At 64.1% G+C, this 2,895-nt stretch carries 2 protein-coding genes; both read left to right on the plus strand.

Going from position 1 to position 2,895, the window contains the following annotated elements:
- Nucleotides 1-155 precede the first annotated feature (155 nt).
- On the plus strand, nt 156-1,112 hold the full coding sequence (locus tag WA702_RS01320) for an AAA family ATPase (RefSeq protein WP_425108719.1): 957 nt from the start codon (nt 156-158) through the stop codon (nt 1,110-1,112).
- A 4-nt stretch (nt 1,113-1,116) separates the two neighbouring features.
- Nucleotides 1,117-2,481, plus strand: a complete 1,365-nt coding sequence (locus WA702_RS01325) for a vWA domain-containing protein (protein WP_425108720.1) — start codon at nt 1,117-1,119, stop codon at nt 2,479-2,481.
- The last annotated feature ends 414 nt before the right edge of the window (nt 2,482-2,895 follow it).

The raw sequence follows: 2,895 nt of genomic DNA on the forward strand, positions 1-2,895 counted from the left end.
GGGGCCCGGCGTCACCTGCACTGGACTTTCGCGCTGTGGGCGCGTAGCGAGGACATAGCATAAAGCCGATAAAAGTCAGGGCTTTACGAAAAACAACAGATGGGCCGGGAACGCTTTCGACCGCCGCGTCAGGCCTCGCACTCCGGAGCTCGTCCTTGGCCGACCCCAAGCCCACCTCCCCTCTCGCCTCGATCGCGTCCGTCGAAGCCGGCCTCGCCGCCCAGGGCTACATTGCCAGCCGCCAGATCGCGACCGCGGTGTACCTGTCGCAGGCCATCGAGAAACCGATCCTGGTCGAGGGCCCGGCCGGCGTCGGCAAGACCGAGCTGGCGAAGGCGATCGCCGCCTGGCGCGGGCTGAAGATGATCCGCCTGCAATGCTATGAGGGGCTGGACGAGGCAAAGGCGCTGTATGAGTGGAAATATGCCAAGCAGCTGCTCTACACCCAGATCCTGAAGGACAAGCTCGGCGAGGTGCTGGGCGGCGCCGCGACCCTGCATGCCGCGCTGGCGCAATTGCATGATTTCGGGGACGTGTTCTTCTCCCGGGAATTCGTCGAGCCGCGGCCGCTGCTGCAGGCACTGCTCGAGCCGCAAGGCTGCGTGCTGCTGATCGACGAGATCGACAAGTCGGATGCCGAGTTCGAATCGCTACTGCTGGAAATCCTGTCGGATTTCCAGGTCACGATTCCCGAGCTCGGCACCATCGCGGCCGCGAGCGCGCCGACCGTGATCCTGACCTCCAATTCCGAGCGCAACCTCGGCGACGCGCTGAAGCGCCGCTGCCTGCATCTGCATATCGGCTTTCCCGAGCAGCGGCTGGAGGAGCGCATCGTCGAGAGCCGGATCCCCGACATCTCGCAAACGCTGCGCCGGCAGCTGGTCAGCTTCATCCATGACATCCGCACGCTCGATTTGAAAAAGCAGCCGTCCGTGAGCGAGACCATCGACTGGGCGCGCGTGCTGGTGCTGCTGCAGGCGGCGGAGCTCGGCCATGAGGTGGTGAAAGATACGCTCAACGTGCTGCTGAAATACGAGTCCGATATCGAGGTGGCGATGCCGCAGGTGACGACCTTCGTCGCCAAGGCACAGCGCCAGAACATCTTCGGATAAACTCATGCAGGAGAACCTGCATCGCTTCTTCCGGGCGGCACGCGGTGCCGGCGTGCACGTCTCGCCGGCCGAGAGCATCGACGCGATGCGGGCGGTGGCAGCGGTCGGCTTGTCCGACCGTGTCGTGCTGCGCGACACGTTGCTGTTGACTTTGGCCAAGAGCGAGGACGAGAAGAAGGCGCTCGGCGCCTGCTTCGACCTGTTCTTCGCGCAAGCCCAGCCGGCGCAGCCGCAAGACGCCGAGCATGACTCGCAGGACAGCGCGCCTGCCACATCGTCGCAACCTTCACAAGGCGCCGGCGGCCAGCAGGGCAGCAATCTCGGCCCGCTGGCGCAAATGCTGCTGTCGCAGGACCGCAACGAGATAGCGGCCGCCATCGCCAACGCCGCCAACGCCACGAGACTATCCGATATCCGCTACTTCACGCAGCGCGGACTGTTTTCCAGCCGCATGCTGGAGACGATGGGCATCCAGCGGCTGCGCGACGACCTCGACGCGCTGGCCGAGAGCGATCCCGCCCTCGGCGAACGGCTGCAGGCCAACACTGAGGCCTTGCGCGAGACAGTCCGCGATGCAGTGGCGCAGGCGCTCGCGCTGTATGGCCGCGAGGAAACGGAAAATCTACGCCATGAGGTGCTGCGCAACGCGCCGCTGTCACGCATCGAGCCGCGGCAGGTCGAGGAGATGCGCGCGCTGATCAAGCAGATCGCGCGGCGCCTGCGCGAGCGCTATGCCAAGCCGCGCAAACGGCAGCGCCGCGGCCATCTTAACGTGCGTCGCACGCTCCGTCGCAACGCCGCCTGGGGCGGCGTGCCGTTCCTCACTGCCTGGAAACGCCGGCACCGCGACAAGCCGAAGATCGTTGCGCTGTGCGACGTCTCCGGCTCGGTCGCCCGCGTCTCGGATTTCTTCCTGCTGCTGATCCACAGTCTGCATGAAGTCGTCAGCGACGTCCGCTCGTTCGCCTTCTCCGGCCATTTGATCGAGGTCAGCGAGATCCTGGAGAAAAAGTCGCCGGAAGAAGCGATGGCCGAGATCATGGGCAAGGTCGGCTTCGGCTCCTCGGACTACGGCTCGTCGTTCGTCGATTTCGAAAAGGAGTTCATGAGCGCGGTGACGCCGCAGACCACCGTGATCGTGCTCGGCGATGCACGCAGCAACAATCTCGATCCCGGCGCCGATATCGTGAAGCGCATTTCCGAGCGTTCCAAGCGGATGGTCTGGCTCAACCCGGAAGGCCGCATGACCTGGGGCTGGGGCGACTCGGAGATGCCGCGCTACCAGACATTCTGCAACGTGGTCCGCCAATGCGGCACAGCGCAACAGCTCGAACGCGCGGTGAGCGATATCGTCGCGACGTATCGGTAAAAAAGGCGGCGCATTACTGAACTTGAAGGTCCACTGACAGTAACGCGGTCATTGCGAGCGAAGCGAAGCAATCCAGCGGCCGCAAGCAAGGACTGGATTGCTTCGTCGCCTTCGGCTCCTCGCAATGACGGCGAATAGAACGCTGTCGTCCCGGCCAAGCGAAGCGCGAGCCGGGATCCAGAACCACAGGCTGATGTCGTTGAGACGAGTTGGAGCTCCGGCCGCATCCCATGCAATTCGATGTTTATCGATTCCGGCGTTCGCCGGGATGACGACGGTGGATGACGCGATGCCACTGGATTGAACTGCACGCCCGCTGTGTGACCTCCTGTGTGACTGCCCGTCGCGTTACCATGTCGCAGGCCCACAAGCTTGCCTTGTCGGGCAAATCACGACGATCATTCGTCCCGTCCC

The organism is Bradyrhizobium sp. (assembly GCF_049798375.1).
GTDB lineage: Bacteria > Pseudomonadota > Alphaproteobacteria > Rhizobiales > Xanthobacteraceae > Bradyrhizobium.